The 17,043-nt window shown below is 56.9% G+C and carries 16 protein-coding genes; 11 read left to right on the top strand and 5 right to left on the bottom strand.

Annotated features, from left to right (window positions below; translation table 11 throughout):
• Nucleotides 1-8 precede the first annotated feature (8 nt).
• From SE15_RS06775 to SE15_RS06765, 3 genes are all read left to right on the top strand, one after another.
• Entirely contained in the window at nt 9-437 is a 429-nt protein-coding gene (locus tag SE15_RS06775; protein ID WP_054521366.1) for a PTS sugar transporter subunit IIA, read from the top strand.
• A gap of 165 nt (nt 438-602) precedes the next feature.
• Complete coding sequence (locus SE15_RS06770) at nt 603-3,344, top strand: cation-translocating P-type ATPase (protein ID WP_054521365.1); 2,742 nt, start codon at nt 603-605, stop codon at nt 3,342-3,344.
• A gap of 213 nt (nt 3,345-3,557) precedes the next feature.
• Complete coding sequence (locus tag SE15_RS06765) at nt 3,558-4,922, top strand: sodium-dependent transporter (RefSeq protein ID WP_054521364.1); 1,365 nt, start codon at nt 3,558-3,560, stop codon at nt 4,920-4,922.
• A 117-nt stretch (nt 4,923-5,039) separates the two neighbouring features.
• Here SE15_RS06765 and SE15_RS06760 read toward each other — a convergent pair whose 3' ends face one another.
• Nucleotides 5,040-5,969, bottom strand: coding sequence for a sulfite exporter TauE/SafE family protein (locus SE15_RS06760; RefSeq protein WP_054521363.1), 930 nt, complete (start codon nt 5,967-5,969; stop codon nt 5,040-5,042).
• 617 nt (nt 5,970-6,586) lie between these two features.
• Between SE15_RS06760 and SE15_RS06755 the strand changes: the two genes are divergently transcribed.
• The 8 genes from SE15_RS06755 to SE15_RS06725 all read left to right on the top strand — a co-directional run bounded on the left by SE15_RS06755 (nt 6,587) and on the right by SE15_RS06725 (nt 12,297).
• The gene (locus SE15_RS06755) at nt 6,587-7,342 is read left to right on the top strand and encodes a sulfite exporter TauE/SafE family protein (protein WP_054521362.1); all 756 of its coding nucleotides are present in this window, start codon (nt 6,587-6,589) and stop codon (nt 7,340-7,342) included.
• A 26-nt stretch (nt 7,343-7,368) separates the two neighbouring features.
• Nucleotides 7,369-7,989, top strand: coding sequence for an FmdE family protein (locus SE15_RS06750; RefSeq protein ID WP_083461778.1), 621 nt, complete (start codon nt 7,369-7,371; stop codon nt 7,987-7,989).
• Between the two features lie 31 nt (nt 7,990-8,020).
• Nucleotides 8,021-8,419 (top strand): NifB/NifX family molybdenum-iron cluster-binding protein, encoded by a 399-nt coding sequence (locus SE15_RS06745; protein ID WP_054521361.1) that lies wholly within the window; start codon nt 8,021-8,023, stop codon nt 8,417-8,419.
• A 178-nt stretch (nt 8,420-8,597) separates the two neighbouring features.
• A complete protein-coding gene (locus SE15_RS14805) occupies nt 8,598-8,720 on the top strand; it encodes a hypothetical protein (RefSeq protein WP_269082266.1) in 123 nt (40 codons plus the stop codon).
• A 100-nt stretch (nt 8,721-8,820) separates the two neighbouring features.
• Complete coding sequence (locus SE15_RS06740) at nt 8,821-10,065, top strand: trans-sulfuration enzyme family protein (protein WP_083461776.1); 1,245 nt, start codon at nt 8,821-8,823, stop codon at nt 10,063-10,065.
• Between the two features lie 116 nt (nt 10,066-10,181).
• Entirely contained in the window at nt 10,182-10,625 is a 444-nt protein-coding gene (locus SE15_RS06735; protein WP_054521360.1) for a CBS domain-containing protein, read from the top strand.
• An 11-nt stretch (nt 10,626-10,636) separates the two neighbouring features.
• Nucleotides 10,637-11,071 carry a CBS domain-containing protein gene (locus SE15_RS06730; RefSeq protein ID WP_054521359.1) on the top strand — a complete coding sequence of 145 codons (435 nt, stop codon included), beginning with the start codon at nt 10,637-10,639 and terminating at the stop codon, nt 11,069-11,071.
• Entirely contained in the window at nt 11,053-12,297 is a 1,245-nt protein-coding gene (locus SE15_RS06725) for a class I SAM-dependent RNA methyltransferase (RefSeq protein ID WP_054521358.1), read from the top strand. Before SE15_RS06730 ends, SE15_RS06725 begins: the two co-directional genes overlap by 19 nt.
• Nucleotides 12,298-12,491: 194 nt before the next feature.
• Here SE15_RS06725 and SE15_RS06720 read toward each other — a convergent pair whose 3' ends face one another.
• The 4 genes from SE15_RS06720 to SE15_RS06705 form a co-directional block, all read right to left on the bottom strand.
• Nucleotides 12,492-13,373: a hypothetical protein gene (locus tag SE15_RS06720; protein ID WP_152965564.1), complete on the bottom strand. Its 882-nt coding sequence runs from the start codon at nt 13,371-13,373 to the stop codon at nt 12,492-12,494.
• Between the two features lie 144 nt (nt 13,374-13,517).
• Nucleotides 13,518-15,239, bottom strand: a complete 1,722-nt coding sequence (locus SE15_RS06715; RefSeq protein ID WP_054521356.1) for an ABC transporter permease — start codon at nt 15,237-15,239, stop codon at nt 13,518-13,520.
• Complete coding sequence (locus SE15_RS06710; protein ID WP_236690000.1) at nt 15,236-16,318, bottom strand: thiamine ABC transporter substrate-binding protein; 1,083 nt, start codon at nt 16,316-16,318, stop codon at nt 15,236-15,238. The genes SE15_RS06715 and SE15_RS06710 overlap by 4 nt, the downstream gene beginning before the upstream one ends.
• Nucleotide 16,319: 1 nt before the next feature.
• Nucleotides 16,320-16,985, bottom strand: coding sequence for a thiamine diphosphokinase (locus SE15_RS06705; RefSeq protein WP_054521355.1), 666 nt, complete (start codon nt 16,983-16,985; stop codon nt 16,320-16,322).
• Nucleotides 16,986-17,043 lie beyond the last annotated feature (58 nt).

Genomic DNA, 17,043 nt, shown 5'->3' with positions numbered 1-17,043 from the left:
GGTGGGTTATGCTGACCCGTGAAACAATTGCCCTGCGCGTCCCGGCGGCGGATTGGGAAGAGGCCGTGCGCGCGGCGGGTCAATTACTGGTTGCAGCCGGGGCGGCCGAACCGCGTTACATTGAGGGTATGCTGCGCATGGTGCGCGAATTGGGACCCTATATCGTCATCATGCCGGGAGTGGCCATTCCCCATGCCCGACCGGAAGAGGGCGCGCTGCGCGAGGGCTTTTCCCTGGTCACCCTGGCCCAGCCGGTGGCATTTGGCAACCCGGATAATGACCCCGTTCATGTGGTGATCGCTTTTTGTGCGCCCGATGCGGGTACTCACCTGGAAACCCTGCGCCACCTGGCCGAATTTCTGGGGCAACCTGAGGTAGTTGCGCGCCTGCTTGCGGCTGAAACGCCAGATGACGTACTGGCCATGCTCAATGGGTGATAAACCCGGTGGCCGGGGTTCTCAGTGGGGGAGCGGGCGGGAATCCTGACATAAGCGAGGTCGTTTGCGGAATGATTGGACACGAAGGGCCCTGGGGTTTTTCCAGGGCCTTGAGTATTTTGTATAATATCTCTCAGGGGGCAGGGTTGTGGAAAGGAGGATGAAATGAGCAAGGACACAGTCACTTCGGGCATACAGTTCCGTGAACCCTCCGGACGTGTGATTCCCTGGCATGCGCTGGATGAAAAAACGCTCTTACGCAAGTTGCAAACCCGCCTGGATGGGTTAACCCCCGGGGAGGCGGCCGAGCGCCTGCGCGAGTTTGGACGCAACGAACTGCCCGAGCGCAAGCCCCCCACTTTGTTGCAGGTCTTTCTGCATCAATTTGCCAGCCCTCTTATTTACATTCTGCTTGTCGCGGGGGTGATTGCGCTCTTAATGCAGGACTACAAAGATGCGGTTTTCATTTTCGCGGTGGTCTTGATTAACGCCGTAATCGGCACGGTGCAGGAGTGGCAGGCTGAGCAGAGCGCACACGCCCTGCAAACGATGATCAAAGTCAGAGCGCGGGCGCGGCGTGCCGGGCATCAGTTGTGGATAGATAGTGAAGAGGTGGTGCCCGGAGATGTACTGGTGCTCGAATCGGGCGATCGTGTGCCCGCGGATATGCGCCTGCTCCAGGTCAATAACCTGACCCTGGATGAGGCCTTTCTGACCGGCGAGTCTCAGGGGGTGGTGAAGCGCGCTGAGCCCATCCCCGCAGAGACGCCGCTTAGCGAGCGGGTGAACATGGCGTATGCAGGTTCCACCGTGCTCACCGGGCGGGGACTGGGGGTGGTGGTGGCCACCGGAGCGTACACGGAAGTAGGTAAGATTGCGCGGGTGATCAAGGAGGAAGAAGGCGCCAAAGCCCCACTGGTCATCCGCATGGAACGCTTTGCGCGTCAGATCAGCCTCATCGTGCTGGGGTTTGCCGGCTTGCTGGGGGTAATCTCATTTTCTCGCGGTGAACCCCTGAATGAGGTGTTCATCCTGGTGGTGGCGATGGCGGTCTCGGCCATTCCAGAGGGGTTGCCGGTTGCCATGACGGTGGCGCTCTCGCTGGCCACGCGGCGGATGGCCAAGCGTCATGTCATTGTGCGCAAACTGGCGGCGGTGGAAAGCCTGGGAAGTTGTACGCTGATCGCCAGCGACAAGACGGGGACGCTCACCGTGAATCAGCAAACGGTCAAGGAGATTGTGCTTCCCGAGGGAAGCGAAATCCTCATCAGTGGTCAGGGGTACAACGATGAAGGTGAAGCAAGGCTGAGGACGGGTGAGCCTTTGAGCGAGGCTTACGCGGTGCGTTTGCGTGCCATGGCGGTGGACGCCATCTTGTGCAATGAGGCCACCTTTGTGCGTGAGGATGGGCATTGGAAATATTCAGGGGATTCCATGGATGTGGCGTTGCTGGCCCTGGCGGCAAAACTGGGGCTTTCCAATCAGGATGTGCGCCGAGAGCATCCCAAACTGGCTGAAATTCCCTTTGAATCCGAAAAGCGCTACTCGGCTGTGCTTTACGCCACCCCCTCTGGGCGGCGCCTGGTGGTAAAAGGAGCGGTAGAAACGGTGTTGGGATTTTGTGAGCGCGCCCGTTCGTTGGAGGGTGAGCAACCGCTGGCAGCAGAGGCTCTGGCAGAAATGGCCATGCGTAAAGCCAGAGAGGGCTACCGGGTGCTGGCCTTGGCGGGTAAGGATCTGGGCCCCGGCGATGCGCACGCGCTGAGCGAAGCCGATTTACAAGGCATGGTATTCGAGGCTTTGCTTTGCTTCATTGATCCGCTTCGCCCCGAGGCCAAAGAGGCCGTAGAGACTGCGCATCGGGCAGGTGTCAAGGTGGTAATGATTACCGGCGATCACCCGGCAACGGCGCTGGCCATTGCCCGGGAATTGGGCATTGCAGAAACCCAGGAAGAGGTCATTACCGGCCAGGAGTTAGCGGAGATCGGCACGCCTGAAGTACCGGAATTTTATGAGACGATTCGTCATAAGACGGTATTTGCCCGTGTGACGCCTGAGCAAAAATTACAAATCGTGGATGGCTTCATCCGCCTGGGTGAATTTGTGGCGGTCACCGGGGATGGAGTGAACGATGCACCGGCGCTCAAAAAAGCCAATATTGGAGTGGCCATGGGCTCGGGCACAGACATTGCCAAAGACACGGCCACTCTTATCATCACGGACGATAACTTCGCTTCCATTGTGGCTGGCATCGAGGAGGGCCGTTATGCCTACGCCAACGTGCGGAAGGTGACGCTCCTGCTCATTTCCACTGGCCTGGCAGAGTTGGTCCTTCTGGGGACCGCGATTGTGCTCAATCTGCCACTGCCGCTGGTGGCGGTGCAGATTTTGTGGTTGAACATGGTAACCAACGGCATTCAGGATGTGGCCCTGGCTTTTGAGGGGGGCGAGCCTGGGGTGATGAAGCAGAAGCCGCGCGATCCCAAAGAGGGAATTTTCAACCGCAAGATGATCGAATTGGTATTGATCAGTGGGCTGACCATGGCCCTGGGATGTTTTGTTGCTTGGATCTGGCTCATCCGGCAGGATGTGGATATTGAAACCAAGCGCGCCCTGTTGCTGACTCTGCTGGTGCTGATGCAGTTTTACCATGTGCTCAATTGCCGTTCCGAGGAGGAATCGGCTTTTCGGGTGCCGTGGCGACGCAACCCGGTTCTGGCAATCGGCATGGTGGTGGCACTGGGACTGCACGTTGTGGCAACCGAGGTGCCTTTGTTGCAGTCGCTGCTGCGGTTATCTTCCATTCCCCTCACGCAGTGGCTGGTCATGGGGGTGCTGGCTTCGATTGTGCTGTGGGTGGTGGAGGTTTACAAAGCCATACAGCGCCGCAGGACGGCTCAAGCATAAAAAAAATTAAAAAAACCTGTTCTGCATGGTGCCTGCGCCCTGGAAACATGACGGGCACAGCGGTATAATTCGGCGGGTTTGAAGGCGGTTTTGCTGTAGAAGCAGGTTGTTCAGCCTTTTCAAACGCCGGGGATTTTCTGCCTGGCGTTTCTTTATGCCGCCGTCACCCGTTGCACAGTGGACAAATTCTTCTTGGGAGGGAATTGCCTTATTATGCCTGGTGAAAGCAATGCCAAACGCGACGCATTCACCACCAGCCTGGGGGTGCTGTTTGCAACCCTGGGTTCCGCCGTGGGGTTGGGAAACATTTGGAAGTTCCCCTATCTAACTGGCGCCAACGGTGGCGCAGCGTTCTTGATTGTGTACCTGTTGAGCACTGTACTGGTGGGGTTGCCGGTAATGATCTCTGAGCAAATGTTGGGGCGAAAAGCCCGGGCTGATGCCATCACCACTTTGCGTAAATTGGCCCCCCAAGGACGGCCCTGGTGGCTGGTCGGGGCGGCGGGTGCCCTGGCATCGTTCTTGATCATGGCGTTCTACACCGAAGTGGCCGGCTGGGTGTTTGCCTATATTCTCAAAGCCATTAGTGGCAACATCCTGACCACTAATTCTGCCCTGACCACGGCTGCATTCACCTCACTCATTACCAGCCCACTGTGGTCCCTGGTTTGGCAGTGGATTGTTTTAGCCTGGGTCGCCTTTATCATCGTGCGCGGCGTTTCAAAAGGCATTGAAGCCACGACCAAACGCCTGATGCCGATTCTGTTTGGTCTGCTCATCATTGTTTGCGTTCGCAGTTTAACCCTGCCGGGTGCCGTGCAAGGCCTGGAATTTCTATTCAAACCCGATTTCACCAAACTGACCAAAGATGCCCTGTTGATTGCCATGGGGCTGGCGTTCTTCAAACTCTCCATTGGTATGGGCACCATGATCACTTACGGCAGTTACTTCCGCGATGATCAAGATATTCCCATGACCGCTACGCGGGTCATGCTGGCGGATCTCAGCGTTTCCATCCTGGCGGGCATTGCTATCTTCCCGGCGGTATTTGCCTACGGTTTCCAGCCCGACGCAGGACCCTCTCTGTTGTTCATTACCATTCCTACTGTGTTTGCATCCATGCCGCTGGGCCACCTGATGCTGGTGCTGTTTTTCATCTTGACCAGCATCGCCGCCACCGGCGCCATGCTCTCGCTGTTAGAAGTGCCAGTGGCATATCTACAGGGGCAGTTCAACATGACGCGCATCCAGGCCACCCTACTCACCGTGGGATTGCTGGCGCTTGTCGGTTCAACCGCCGCGCTTTCCAACAGCACCCTGGCAAACTTCACACTATTCGGTAAGACCATGTTCGATCTTTTTGATTTCATTTCCTCTAACATTTTGCTGCCGGTAGGCGGGCTGTTCATCTGCATCTTCGTCGGTTGGGTCTGGGGCGGTAAGCAGGTGAAAGCGGCGCTTTCCAATGAAGGCAAATTGAAAAATGAAGGTATTGTGCGTCTGTTTCTCTTTATTGTGCGCTACATCGCCCCAGTACTCATCCTGATCGTGCTGTTAAATGGCCTGGGTGTTATCTAATTCGCACGCCAACACAGAACCCCGTTGGGAGGACGGGGTTCTGTGTTGCATAATATCTGAACCCATCAAAATACGAATTGGCTCATCTGCGCCTGAGACGCGGATGAGCCGTTCTCATCACCAGATTTGGATGCCAAAGAACGCGGTGACAAACTTGATCGAGACGTAGAGGAAATACACTCCAAAGATCAGTTTCAATGTCGCAGGCTTGAACCTCTTGATGATTGCCGCGCCAACCTGTGCGCCGACAATGGTACCCGCGGCGAGGAGCAGGCCTGTCGGAAGGTCAACGAACCCTTGTATCAGCTTGATCACGCCGCCCACTGCCGCGAGTGGGATCATTGTTGCCAGTGATGTGCCCATGGTGATGTACACCGGTGCGCCAAACAGATAGATCAGCCCGGGTACCAGCGCATAGCCGCCGCCGACGCCTGCAATACCGGTTGCTATGCCGACGATGCAGCCGAACACAGCCATTCTCCAACCCGATCCTTGGATCACCGAGCCTTCACGTTTGGGCATCGTGCGCTGTACCACGCCTTCGTAAATCATCCGAAAAGCCGGCCAAAGGAAGATCAGTCCCAGGATCAGGCCCAGAAGTTTTGCCTGACTTGAGAGCAATGTGAACAGCCACGAGCCGAGCAACACGCCAGCAATGCCGCCGCCACCAAGCCGCAGAAAAGCGCGCACGTCCACATTCCGACGGAGAAGATGTCCATAACCGCCTGATAACGCCGTGAAGATCACGGCAAAGAGTGTCGTACCGACGGCGATTGTGGCGGGATAGCCCATCCAAAAGTGGATGATAGGCAGCATTACACTGCAACCGCCCGTTCCAATCAAGCCGCCCAGTAAACCTGCGAGAAAGCCGACCACAATGAGGATCGTGCCTTCCGCCAGGTCCATCGGTGCCACCCCTGGTGCCGCACCAGTGCCTGTTGTGATTGCCCATACTGCCAGCGCGGCGATAATGAGTAAGAAGATGAGGATGGGGATTTGTTCGCGAGTGATTTGTTTGCGCTCTCGAGATATTGTCTTGACTACCATTTCGCACCTCCGATGATTTGTGAACTCCGAAACTTCACTCTTTGGTTAAACTGAGGACACGATTACGAAATCGGAGTTCGACATGTTGGAGGCGGGCGTTTAACCCCGGAACCACGCCCTTTTATACACTGGCAAAGTGGTGATCTCCACTGATGACAACATTTTCGCATGTCAGTCCTCGTTTTTATGCTGACCAACAAGAGGGTAAAGGGTTAAGCCGGGTGGGTATATCATTCATGAAAACAAAGGCAAATCTCGTTTTTATATTCAAATTATTGAATATTATTTTTTATCGAAGTCACCCAATTTGTAAGTGAGATATGTCATAATGTGAAAGGAAAGAATGTCATGTATCACCCAATTCCACCCGGAAAACCGACCGTTGGATCATAGAGGACCGGTCATGACTCTTGCTCGTCAGGGTTATGGGCGGGTTGCCGCTCAAGAGGTGCATTTCAGGTGGGCTCATTGCCGTCTAAACTTTCAAATATGAGCAGGTAAATGGGTGACGATTGTCACTATTGACGGCTATTTATCGAGGAAATAGAATAACATTCAATAATTCAAATGTGGTTAAGGAGAATTTTCTTGGGATATCTAATAAGGACGGACCCTTGATGCCCGCTACCACCTATTTGCTTAGTGCCCTCCTGGTTTTTGCGTTTTCGGGCCTGTTGAGTATGGCTGGTTTGGGGGCTGCCTTTCTGTTTGTCCCTCTTTTTTATTACTTGGGAGTGCCCCTGGCTAAAGCCACCTCCACGGCCTTGCTGCTTAATGTGGTTAGTTTACTGTTTGCAGCCATGAACTATTGGCGTGGCAGGCTGATTAACTGGCGACTGGGATTGCCGGTGCTGCTCACGGCGGTCATCCTGTCGCCCCTGGGAGCCAGATTGTCTGCAACGGTCAACAAAACATTGTTGTTAGGATTGTTTGCCGCTTTTCTGTTTTTTGCGGGATTCATGATGCTTTTTTATAAAACCAAGCAGCAGGAAAAGCCCTTGGGCCGTCCACTGGAGGTGGCCTATGGAGCGGGTGTGGGTGGTTTGGCTGGCTTTCTCGGCGGCTTACTGGGTGTGGGGGGAGGTAACTTCATTCTGCCGGTGCTCAACTGGCTGGGATTGGATGCCAAGGTGGCTGCGGGGACGACATCTCTGGTGGTGGTGTTCTCCTCGTTATCTGGATTCCTCGGTCATGCTACCATAACCGGTCTGGATCCGTGGTTTGTGGGGGGCATGGCCATCATGTCGGTTGCTGGTTCTGTGTTGGGTTCTCAGTTGATGAAAACAAAGGTTTCCAGTGCCTATCTTAAGAAGATTATCGGAGTGCTTTTATGGGGTATTGCGATCAAGATGTTTTTGGATTTGATTGGCTGATATTCTAACCACGAAAAGGAGAGATAATGACAACACCTTTTATTCCCCCCGAATGGGCTTTTGAATTTCATGGCCACGAGTGTCCATTTATGCCTATTGGCTACCGCATGGGTAAACTTGCGCTTGTATACCTGGGGATTGAAAAGGAACGCGATCATGGATTTTTTGTCTTCCCTGAACTAGGCGAAGGCCATCCTCAGACGTGTATGATGGATGGGATGCAAATTGCTACTGGGGCTACCTACGGTAAGTTGTTGATGGCCAAGACTTTCTACGGCAAATTGGCAGCAACATTCTATCATCCAAATAAGGGGGCTGTTCGTTACTCGCTACTACCTGAGTTTATTGATGCCATGGGCAGGTTTGAATTCTTTGTCTATCGCAAGAAGGGCATTGAGCCTTCTCAGATTCCGTTGGACGTGCGCCGGGAAGTGCTTCAGTGGGTCTATGACCAGCCCGATGAGGCCATTTTCAAGGTTGAATCAAAGCCCGATTTCACTTATACCCCGGTCAAAGGCTCGTTCAACAAGACCAAGTGCAGTGTGTGTGGCGAGTACGTGTTCGACCGTTACGTGCGCATTAAGGAGGGTCAGCCGGTGTGCATTCCCTGTTCCGGATATGAAAAAGTTGTCAAAATCGAACGGTAGCCGAAAGCAAACCGAGTCAGGAGGTCAACCCATGAAAATTGCAGCGGTTTCGGAAGATGGGGTTACCATCAGTCAGCATTTTGGCCGGGCGCCTTTTTATGTTGTGGTGACGGTTGAAAATGATGCCATAATTGCCCGTGAAAAGCGTGACAAAATGGGTCACACCCAATTTAGTGGGGAAACTCACACAGAAGGTGAGGACCCACGTGGCCATGGTTTTGATCCCGCCGCGCAGTCGCGACATGCCCGCATGGTCGAGGCTATCTCCGACTGCCAGGTCTTGCTGGCGCGTGGAATGGGTATGGGTGCGTATGAATATTTGCGTTCAAAGGGTATCCAGCCGATCATCACAGAGATTGCCAGTATTGATGAAGCCGTGCAGGCTTACCTGAAAGGGACGCTTTTGAACCGAGTCGAGAAACTACACTGAGATTTGAGAAAAGACGTCGGAGGTTCGAAGGGGCGCTTAGACAACAATCTGCTTTTTCCCAGGGATCTCTGACGGCTTTTGACTTCTTATCTGAAATTGTGTCCGATTTTAGGCACAAAAGTATTGACTTTTTCCACATTCTGCCTATAATCAGGCGCAAGAGGTCGCGATTACGACTATGAGTATCCAATTCGCAAGTGCTGCATCTGCCGTTCTTCTTATCGCCATGGGCATGATGATGGCGATGGTCATGCGCCGCTTTTCCCGGCAGGCAGCGCTTGCGGAGGGAAAAGTGATCTGAATCCTTATCCCTGAAACGCAAGTGGAGTCAACCAGCGGGCTGCCTGCCAAAGTGGGCAGCCCGTTTTGTTTATCCTTACTCTACCCCTGGAGGTGATCCCATGACCCAAACCCCTACTCCCACCACGACCCTGCCGGCTCTGGCGGCCCAAGCTGCCGAATGGGGCGACTCCACCCGCGCCATCCACGCCGGGAGCGAACGCTGTAAGCCCTACCACGCGTTGATTGAGCCGCTGGTGCAAACGGCCACCTACACCTTCCGCAACAGTGAGGAGGTGGTTGCCTATCAGGAAGCCCACACCCGCGGCCTGCCCACCGACCGCTTGGAATACGGGCGCTACGGCAATCCCACGGTGGCCGCCTGCGAGGCCCGTCTGGCGGCTCTGGAGGGCGCCGAAGCGGCAATTCAGTTTGCCTCGGGCATGGCAGCGGTCACGACGACGCTGCTGGCGCTGCTACGTCAAGGCGATCATGTGATCATGACGGATGATTGTTATCGCCGCACGCGCCAGTTCTGCCTGGAGGTCTTGCCCCGCTTTGGGATTGAGACCACAGTGGTACCGCTGGGGGATTATGAGGCGCTGGAAACCGCCATTCGCCCAACTACCCGCCTGCTGCTCTCTGAAACGCCCACCAACCCTTATCTGCGCGTCCTGGATGTCGAGCGCTTTGCCACGATTGCCCGCCGCCATCACCTGATCAGTGTGGTGGATAGCACCTTTGCCACCCCCTTTAACCTGCGCCCGCTGGAATGGGGCGTGGACCTGGTCATTCACTCAGCCACCAAGTACCTGGGAGGGCACAATGACCTGCTGGCGGGGTTTGTGGCTGGTCGGGCTGAGTGGGTGACTCCGGTGCGGGAGCTGCACAATATTCTCGGGGCCACACCCGACCCGCACAATGCCTACCTGCTGCTGCGCGGTCTGAAGACGCTTAGTCTGCGGGTGGAGCGCCACAACCAGAACGGCCAGCGCGTGGCCGAGTTCCTGGCCGAGCATCCGGAGGTGGAGCAGGTGTGGTATCCGGGTCTGCCATCGCACCCCGACTACGCCGTCGCACAGGCCCAGATGCGCGGTTTCGGTGGGGTGGTCTCGTTCACTGTGCGGGGGGATCTCTGGCGCACGGCCCGCTTTATTGATCGTCTGCAAATCCCCTATATTTCCCCTTCGCTTGGGGGCACCGAAAGTTTGGTCATTCAGCCCGCACTGATGTCGTACTACGATGTGCCGCCTGAAGAGCGCCGCCGCCTCGGTATCCGCGATAACCTGGTGCGTCTCTCGTTGGGCCTGGAAGATGCGGATGACCTGATCGCCGACCTGCGGCAAGCGCTGGATGGGCTCGAATAAGAGAAAGAAGACAAATTTGAGTTGGTTCGCCATAAAACTTGACAAAGCCTCGCTTTTGTTGATAATCAATGTAAAGCACTTTCTCCCACTCCAATGTCTGCGTGAGGAGCCCAGCGATGGCCATTGTCAAGAATCTGCTTGATATGAAAGGTCGAGAGGTCTGGTCGGTGACCCCCGACACGCCGCTACGCAACACCCTGAAACTCATGGCTGAGAAGAACATCGGCGCCGTGCTGGTGCTGGAAGAGGGCAAGATCGTCGGCATCTTTTCGGAGCGGGATTACGCTCGCTATGCCGCCAGCCGTGAGTCCCTCTTGCTGGATGAGCCGGTCAAAAATTTCATGACCCGTTCGGTCTATTACGTCAGCCCTCAGCAGACGGTGGAGGAGTGCATGGCGCTGATGACCGCCAAGCACATTCGTCATCTGCCGGTGCTGGAAGGGGACCAACTGGTGGGAGTCATCTCGATTGGCGATGTGGTCAAGCAGTTGCTGGAAGAGAAAGAAATCACCATCCAGAGCCTGGAGAATTACATTCGCGGACGAACGCACACCATTTAGGGATAAAGGTCATGGGCATTGTCCGTCAGTTACTTGAAGACAAATCGTGTCAGGTGTGGTATGTGACGCCCTCATCGAGCGTCTTGGAAGCGCTGAAATTGATGGCCGAGAAGCGCATTGGGGCAGTGGTGGTTGTGGAGGGGGGCAAGATTGTGGGCATCTTTTCCGAGCGCGATTTTGCCCGCAAGGCCATCGGTGGGCAGATCACCATGCAAACCCCGGTGCGCGAGATCATGGTCTCGCCGGTCTATTACGTCACCCCCGACCAAACCGTGGAAGACTGCATGGTGCTGATGACCCAGCACCGTTTCCGCCATTTGCCGGTGCTGGAAAACGATCAACTGATCGGGATTATCTCCATAGGGGATGTGGTCAAGCGTTTACTGGTGGAGAAGGACGCCGAAATCAAGAGCCTGGAAGATTACATTTGGGTCAACATGATTTAAGGCACGCGGTTTACGAGATTGACCTGCTCTCGCCTGCCTATGGCGGCACTTGCTTGGGGCGTCTGCCGGATGGGCGGGCAGTCTTTGTACCGTTGGGTCTGCCGGGTGAGCGAGTGCGTGTGCGCCTGGTGGAAGCCAGGCGCACTTTTGCCCGTGCTGAGTTGTTGGAGGTGCTGCGCCCCTCTGCTCAGCGCATTTCGCCGCGTTGCCCGCATTTTGGCGAGTGCGGAGGCTGCCATTACCAGCACATGGATTACGCCACGCAGTGCGCTCTCAAGGAGGCAATTTTACGTGAGCAACTCCAGCGCCTGGCGGGCATCCCCGAGCCGCCGCTGCGCCCCCTGGTACCTTCTCCCAACGCCTGGAATTACCGCAATACGGTGCAGTTCCATTTAGACGGGCAGGGCCGTTTGGGTTATCATCGCCCCGATTCGCACGAGGTGGTGGCCATTCGCGAGTGCCACCTGCCGGAGCCGGTGCTGAATCAGGTCTGGCCACAGCTGGATCTGGAGCCCATTCCCGGCCTGGAGCGGGTGGAACTGCGCGTGGGCAGCGGGGAAGAGGTGCTGCTGATCCTGGAGAGCCGGGATCCCCAAGCGCCGGAATTCAGCGTGGATTTTCCCCTCTCGGCTGTGCACCTCAGCCCGGCGGGAACAATTGTGCTGGCGGGGGAGGACTACCTGGTGATGGAGGTGTTGGGGCGTCCCTTCAAGGTTTCGGCGCCCTCCTTCTTTCAGGTGAATACCGCTCAGGCAGCCGCCATGGTGCAGAATTTATTGGAGCACCTGCCTCTGACCCCACAGACGACGTTGTTAGATGTGTACTGCGGAGTGGGGTTGTTCACGGCTTTCCTGGCGCCACGGGTGGGGCGCTGTCTGGGGGTGGAGGTTTCTCCCAGTGCCTGCGAGGATTTTGCGGTTAATCTGGATGAGTTTGACCATGTGGCGCTCTACCAGGGGGCGGCCGAAGAAGTCCTGCCCTGGTTGGATGTGCGGCCGGAGGTCGTTGTGGTGGATCCGCCCCGTGCCGGCATGGCGCCGGCAGCACTGGAGGCACTCATCCGCCTGGAGCCCACCTGCATTGCTTACGTGTCCTGCGATCCGGCGACCCTGGCGCGCGATCTGCGCCGACTGATGGAGGCGGGTTATACTTTGCGCCACGTGACGCCGTTTGACCTGTTTCCCCAGACGTACCACATTGAGAGCATCAGCCTGCTGGTGCGATAAAAACCTCTTTCCAAGGCCGTAAGACGCGGTGTGTGGATTTGCCCGGAGAGAAGGTTAAGGGCTGGTCAGGGTACAAGGCTATCGGATCATCTAATGCTCTAACCTTGTCTACGCTGTAGTTGCATGTGGATGTGGGCTAGAGTGTTGGCAGTGAGGTAGAGGATAAGGCAGATATTGCCTTAGAGGAGGCAGGTTTAGAAGAGAAAACGGTAGAAACTGGCTGCCCACCAGGCTATCAGCACCACGGCGGCTTGCCAATCTTCCAACAGGTTACTGAGGGTGATCCATGGACCAATCAGACTTGACATGGCAGCGTAAGGCATGAAGAAGGGTGAGGCCGCCACAATGAAACGGAGATCCTGTTTTTGCGTGGCGAAGAATACCAATGCCAGTCCAATGGGCACGTTGTAAGGCCATAATCCTCCCCAGATGTTATGACCCAAGTAAATGATCCCTCTCGGTTGGTTTAACAACGCCAATGGCCAGGGACCGAAAATGAGAAAGGATACAAGACCAACCATTGCAGCAATCAACACAGCGCGCAGCCAATCTTTTCGCGGGATGCCGAATAGAAAAGCCAGTGTGACCTGGGGTTTGGTGATACTACCGATCAACCACCAGGAGGGGGGCAAAAAGATCATGATGGCTAAAATTAGGACATCTACCTGCCCATGCAGCATGATATACAACATGGGTGGAGAGAGCAGGGCAAGAATTTGTTTAATCAGGCTAGTCCGAAAGCGCCACGCGATCACGACGGCCAGGATTAAACTCAGCGCACGGGTCAGGGCAAGGCCCCAGTTGAAGGGTAATAACCCGGGGATAAGAAGAAGTACTAAAACCCAGGGTGGATAGTAATAATTCGTCTGTAAAGTCCCCAGTTTAACGCCGTAAATGGTCTGTCTGTGAATTGTCCGCTGAACTGCGGCCCGGAAGACCTCCCAGTCATCCCCACCGGGCAAGGGGATGCTAGCAAATAATACTGTCAGTACCAGCGTTGCTAGCATCACCAGTAGGGTCGCTTGCGCTTTCGTCAGAGTGGAGATGGATGGGGTTGAAAGCCTAGTAAATTTCATGTCCCTTGGGGTCAATGAGGTTTGTTTTATTATAGCCTTCTAAGGAATGGGGCAGAGTAGTGCCGGTTCAATCCTCTGTGTCTATGGTTTATCACGGTTTACCACATTGAGAGCATCAGCCTGCTGGTGCGAGAGGGATGAACCTCACCAGGTTTGGGGCAGCCCCGGCAGGCGCAGGCGTTCGATTACAGCCACCCCCAGCCCGCACAACCCCATGAGAATCGTGGACATGGCCAGCGCCTGGCCGTAATTGAGCGCGCCGGGTTGCGAGATGAAGCGGTAGATGGCAACCGGCACGGTGGGATACTCTGGGCGCACCAGGAACATTGTGGCGCCGAATTCCCCCAGCGAGGTGGTAAAGGCGAAGACTGCTGCCACAATGACGGCGCGCAGGACAATGGGAAAATCTACTTCCCACCACACGCGCCAGGGAGATGCTCCCAGGACGGCAGCGGCCTGGCGCAGGTTGGCGGGAATGGTGGCCAGCGCCGGCTGCAGGGTGCGCACAACAAAGGGCAGGGCCACCAACGTGTGGGCAATCGGGATCATGAGCGGAAAATCGCGTGCGATGAGCGGCGGGCGGTTGAAGACCACAATGAAGCCCAGCCCCAGCGTTACCGCAGAAGTGCCCAGAGGGAGCATGAGCAAAAGGTCCAACCAGCGCGGCGGGCGGCGCAGGCGTGTCATGGCGGCGGTGGTTAAGCCGCCCAGGCTGAGCGCCAGGCTCATGGTGGCGCCGGCGTAGAGCAAGGAGTTACGCGCCGCCTGGATCGGGGGTACGTAGAAGTAGGAACCGCGGCGGTTAATGAAAAGTTCGCGATAGTAATCCAGGGTAAGCCCCGGCGTAACCGCACCGCGCTCGCCGCGGGCAGCCTCCAGGCGCACGACCGAGCGCAGAGGCAGTGCGGCCATGGGCAGGAGCAGGAGCACGATTAACATGGTGAGCATGACCCCAACAAAGGCGCGTTCCGCCGGGGTGCGGGGCGGGTGAAGGCCCTCGCCCTGGACGCGGGGGGAGATCGGCACATTTACCTGGGCGGCGATCCGCTGATAAAGCCCCAGGAAGACCAAGGTACAGCCCAATTGCAGTATTGAGAGCAGGCCTGCCAGGGGCAGATTGAGCATCTGCAAAGCCTGAAGGTAGATCTCCACTTCCAGGGTGGCGAAGCGAGGGCCGCCCAGGAGCAGGATGACGCCGAAACTGGTGAAATCGAAGAGAAACACCAGCAAAGCGGCAGCCAGGATGGACGGGCGCAGCAGGGGCAGGGTGATTTCCCACAGCGCCCGCCAGGGCGAAGCGCCCAGCACGCGTGCCGCCTGTTCCAAGCGCGGGTCCAGTTGTGCCCAGGCACTGCCGACCACGCGCAGGACAATGGTGGTGTTGTAGAAAACATGCGCCAGGAGAATGGCGCCCAGAGAATGCATCAGACGGATGGGCGGCTCACTCAGCCCCAGCCCTTGCATCAGCAAGATATTGAGCCAGCCGCGCGGTCCGATGAGCGCATTGAAGCCGGCGGCGACAACCACGGTGGGCAGGATGAAAGGTAGGGTGGTCAACACGCGCAAGAGGCCCTTACCGGGGAAAGTGAAACGCCCGAAGAGATAGGCCCCCGGCAGGCCGACCAGCAATGTAAGTAGTGTGGAAAGGCCGGCCTGCCAGAGGGTGAAAACCAGGGGGCGTTCCAGGTGCCCCCACAGCCTGGGGGAGGGACCCTCGCGGAGCAGGGCCTCTCCGGCCAGGCGTAAAATGCTGAAGAGAGGGGTGAAGTAAAAGATGAGCAGGAAGAGCAAAGGCAGCAGCCAAAGCCCGAGGGCGGCCCAACCTCGGGCGGGTCGTGCAGGTAAGACAGCCGCACCTGTGCTCACCGCAGCACCGTTTCCGTCCAGGCCTGGATCCAGGCTTCGCGTTTCTCGGCGATCAGCGCCGGGTCAAGCGTGGCCGGTTTTGTGGGGATTTGGGCGTATTTCACAAACGCCTCGGGCAATTGAGCCTGGGGGTTGACCGGGAAGACGAACATCTGCAGGGGCATGTCTTCCTGGAAGCGCCGATCCAGCATGTAGTCAATCCACTTTTCGGCCAGGGCTCGCTTCTGCGTCCCTTTGAGGATGCCCACAAACTCGATCTGACGGAAGCAGGTGTCGGGAGCGACGATGGAGGCAGTGGGGGCATCTTCCAGCGGCTGCTCGGCGAAGATCACCTCGGCCGGGGGGCTGGAGCCGTAGGAAACCACCATCGGTTGTGGCCCCTTGCCAGAGGAACCGCTGAAGTTGGTGTAGTAGGCGGTTTCCCAATCGTTGACCACGACCACCCCGTTTTCGCGCAATTGCTTCCAGAAATCCAGGTAGCCCGGATCGCCAAAATGGGCCACGGTGGCCATCAGGAAGGCCAGTCCCGGAGAAGAGGTGGCTGGATTTTCGACCACCAGCAGGCCCTTGTACTCGGGTCGGGTCAGATCTTCCAGCGATTGAGGAACGGGCAGATTGTGTTCGGCAAAGTAGCGCTTATCGTAGTTGATGCACACATCCCCGTAATCTACCGGCAGGACGCGGTGTTGCGGATCGAGGACAAATTCCTCGGGGATGTTGGCCAGCAGTGGGGATGTGTAAGGCTCAAAGAGATCTTCTTGCAGCGCGCGGGATAGGAAGGTATTATCCACGCCGTAAAGGACATCCGCCAGGGGGGCGCTCTTGGTTAGAATGGCCTGGCTGAGCATGGCGCCGGTATCCCCGCTGGGCAGAATGACCAACTTAACGTTGTGCTGGCGCTCGAACTCGGCAATCACCTCCTCGCTGGCGGCAAAAGAGTCGTGGGTCATCAGGCGCAGTTCTGTGGGAGCGGCGGGGGTGGGTGAAGCGGTGGGTGTGGAGGTGGTTGCAGGGGCGCAGGCCACCAGCACCAGGAGTGCCAGAAAGAAGGCGAGTAAACGCAACATGGGGTTTTTCATCTTACACACCTCCAGTAAGGATTTGCGGGGGGCGGTGGGTGTGGATGCAGAGAAGGAGGCCGCTTTCCAGCCGGATGTGGGCCTGAGGGGTCACCAGTTCGTTGCTGATGCCGCGGGTGTGCTCCGGGTAGAGCGTTTCCCCGTGCAGGGGGTAGCGCAGTCCCTGGGTGTGGATGCCTCGCGCCGGCCCACCCAGTGGCAGAAGCGAAACCGTTTCGCCGGGTTGACCTTCGAGCGTGGCCTGTGAGCGAATGAGGAAGACCTCCTGGACGCCGTCTTCCAGGCGCACATCGCAGGTAGCCAGTTCGGGCTGCATGAGCAGGAAGATGTTGCCCAGGGTCTGATCAAGGCGCCCACCCAGTGCAGCCACCACACGGATCACCGTATAACCTGCACGCACCACCCACTGTAAGGCCAGTTCGAGGTCGGTTTCATTCTTTGCGGTGGGGTAACGCTCAATGCGCACACCCCGGGCCTGCATCTGCGCCAGTTGCTCCGCAGAGACCGAGTCCAGGTCACCGATGAGGAGGTGAGGGAGTTGCCCAAGGCGCAACAGATGGGCCAGGCCGCCATCGGCAGCGACCAGAAAATCCTCTGGCTGCAGCCAGGCCGCGATGGCGGTGGGGCGTTCCAGTTGACCGTTGGCAAAGATCACGGCGCGAGACATGGCATTGGCTCCATAAACACAACCGCCCTCCAGCAAGGGCGGAGGGCGGGATGAGGTG

This window comes from Thermanaerothrix daxensis, assembly GCF_001306145.1.
Classification (GTDB): domain Bacteria; phylum Chloroflexota; class Anaerolineae; order Anaerolineales; family Anaerolineaceae; genus Thermanaerothrix; species Thermanaerothrix daxensis.
The sequence above is the reverse complement of the archived record's forward strand: the minus strand, read 5'-3'. Positions and strand labels throughout refer to the sequence as shown.

What these genes read in the sequence shown, in the direction of transcription:
- SE15_RS06760 (WP_054521363.1), bottom strand. Translation starts at nt 5,969, where the DNA reads ATGGTAGTCAAGACAATATCTCGAGAGCGCAAACAAATCACTCGCGAA.
- SE15_RS06720 (WP_152965564.1), bottom strand. Translation starts at nt 13,373, where the DNA reads ATGAAATTTACTAGGCTTTCAACCCCATCCATCTCCACTCTGACGAAA.
- SE15_RS06730 (WP_054521359.1), top strand. Translation starts at nt 10,637, where the DNA reads ATGGGCATTGTCCGTCAGTTACTTGAAGACAAATCGTGTCAGGTGTGG.
- SE15_RS06740 (WP_083461776.1), top strand. Translation starts at nt 8,821, where the DNA reads ATGACCCAAACCCCTACTCCCACCACGACCCTGCCGGCTCTGGCGGCC.
- SE15_RS06750 (WP_083461778.1), top strand. Translation starts at nt 7,369, where the DNA reads ATGACAACACCTTTTATTCCCCCCGAATGGGCTTTTGAATTTCATGGC.
- SE15_RS06770 (WP_054521365.1), top strand. Translation starts at nt 603, where the DNA reads ATGAGCAAGGACACAGTCACTTCGGGCATACAGTTCCGTGAACCCTCC.
- SE15_RS06765 (WP_054521364.1), top strand. Translation starts at nt 3,558, where the DNA reads ATGCCTGGTGAAAGCAATGCCAAACGCGACGCATTCACCACCAGCCTG.
- SE15_RS06735 (WP_054521360.1), top strand. Translation starts at nt 10,182, where the DNA reads ATGGCCATTGTCAAGAATCTGCTTGATATGAAAGGTCGAGAGGTCTGG.
- SE15_RS06775 (WP_054521366.1), top strand. Translation starts at nt 9, where the DNA reads ATGCTGACCCGTGAAACAATTGCCCTGCGCGTCCCGGCGGCGGATTGG.
- SE15_RS06705 (WP_054521355.1), bottom strand. Translation starts at nt 16,985, where the DNA reads ATGTCTCGCGCCGTGATCTTTGCCAACGGTCAACTGGAACGCCCCACC.
- SE15_RS06710 (WP_236690000.1), bottom strand. Translation starts at nt 16,318, where the DNA reads ATGAAAAACCCCATGTTGCGTTTACTCGCCTTCTTTCTGGCACTCCTG.
- SE15_RS06755 (WP_054521362.1), top strand. Translation starts at nt 6,587, where the DNA reads ATGCCCGCTACCACCTATTTGCTTAGTGCCCTCCTGGTTTTTGCGTTT.
- SE15_RS06745 (WP_054521361.1), top strand. Translation starts at nt 8,021, where the DNA reads ATGAAAATTGCAGCGGTTTCGGAAGATGGGGTTACCATCAGTCAGCAT.
- SE15_RS14805 (WP_269082266.1), top strand. Translation starts at nt 8,598, where the DNA reads ATGAGTATCCAATTCGCAAGTGCTGCATCTGCCGTTCTTCTTATCGCC.